Here is a 1,713-nt window from a genome sequence, read left to right on the forward strand (position 1 = left end):
GCCGCGTCGAGCGCGGCCTGGGCTGTCCCGACTGCTTGGGCCGCGACGCTGACTCGGCCGCTGGCAAAGAAGTCCATGAGCTGGTAGAACCCCTCGTCGACTCCGCCGATGACGTTCTCCTTGGGCACGCGAACGTCGTCCAGAATGACATCGGCGAGGTCCGACGCCCGGATGCCGAGTTTATTATCTATCTTCTCGGTCCTGAAGCCGTCGGCGTCGGTGGGTACGAGGAACGCGGTGATACCACGATTGCCGTCGCCGGGCGACGTCTTGGTCATCACGACCGCGATGTCGGCGACGGTCCCGTTCGTTATCCACATCTTGTTACCGTTGATGACCCACTCGTTACCGTCCCGTTCTGCGTGGGTTTCGATGCCGGCGACGTTGGATCCGTGTGCAGGTTCGGAGATACAGCTACAGCACGCCGACTCGCCGGAGGCGATTCGCGGGAGCCACTCCTCTTTCATCCACTCGTCGCCGTACTTCTGAATCATATCGGTCCCGAACCCCCGACTTCCGATCGCGCTACCGATGCCGGGGTCGGCGCGCCAGAGTTCCTCGGTCACGACCGTCGCCGAGAGGGTGTCCATTCCGTCACCGCCGTACTCGACCGGAATGCTCGGGGCCACGAAGTCGAGTTCGGCGGCCTTCTGGACGAGGGTCGCCGGATACTGCCTCTGCTCGTCGTGCTCTCGAGCGACCGGTTCGATCTCCTCCTCGCCGAACTCCCGGACCGCCTCGCGTATCGCGCGCTGCTCGTCTGACAGTCGAAATGTCATACCCTCACATCACCTTCCAATAAAAAGTATTTTGGGGTTATTTCAACCACTGTTAATAGTAATCCAGTTTTTAGCGTACAGTTGACTGGCAGTTCACGTGTCCGAGCGTTTGCCGACCCGGTATGCGCGCCCCAGTGCTACGCGAGTACGGCGAACCGCTCGAAAGCAAGGACGTGGACCGCTTGGAGTCCGGTCCGGGCGGCGTGGTCGTCTAGACCGAGGCCTGCGGAATCTGCCGGAGCGACTGGTACACCTGGCAACTCGATTCGGACGCCGACGATGCGGTGGCCCTCCGGGAGGCGCGGGACCACGGCGACGTAGACGGTCTGCTCCATGAAGCCGATCTCTTCCGGGATGGCAGCCACCTCGACGCCGTCGTCGACCTTCTGGGGTTCGAGTTGGCCGGTCTCCCACGTCGACTCGTGCTCCAGTCCGTCGGCAATCGCCGAGAGCGTTGTGCCGCTGGGGCTGGTTCAGCGTTATCGTCGCTACGCCCCTCGTCCAGCGTCAGCGTCGTCGGTGGGTCAGCCATCTCTGTCGCTCCGGGTCACTTGGTTGCCTCGGTCTCCCGGAGTTCGAACATCTGGACCTTCCCGGTGGTCGTCCGGGGCAACTCCTCGACGAACTCGACCTCGCGGGGGTGTTTGTACTCCGCGAGGTTGTCGAGACAGTACTGCTTGAGTTCCTCGGGCGTCTCCTCGATGTCCGGAACCGGCACCACGAACGCGTTCACCGTCTCGCCTCGGCGGTCGTCCGCAATCCCCACCACGGCCGCGTCGGCCACCCCCTCGTGCTCGAACAGCAACCCCTCGACCCCTCGCTGATCGACGTTGTATCCCGCCGTGTTTACCATGCCCTCCTTCCGGTCTACGACATAGAAGAAGTCGTTCTCGTCCCCTTAACCTTGTCCCTTATGCACATCCGTCGCCGCCGA

The 1,713-nt window shown here is 62.9% G+C and carries 2 protein-coding genes and 1 pseudogene; all 3 read right to left on the reverse strand.

Features of this window, described 5'->3' with window-relative positions; all coding sequences use genetic code 11:
* A partial coding sequence (locus QT222_RS01495) for an acyl-CoA dehydrogenase family protein (RefSeq protein ID WP_491476075.1) occupies positions 1-779 on the reverse strand: 779 nt, incomplete at its 3' end.
* A gap of 137 nt (positions 780-916) precedes the next feature.
* Positions 917-1,144 (reverse strand): hypothetical protein, encoded by a 228-nt coding sequence (locus QT222_RS01500; RefSeq protein WP_491476076.1) that lies wholly within the window; start codon positions 1,142-1,144, stop codon positions 917-919.
* A 182-nt stretch (positions 1,145-1,326) separates the two neighbouring features.
* Positions 1,327-1,674 (reverse strand): annotated as a pseudogene (locus QT222_RS01505) (AMP-binding enzyme); the annotation flags it as partial.
* Positions 1,675-1,713: the final 39 nt, after the last annotated feature.

The organism is Haloferax sp. s1, assembly GCF_058382125.1.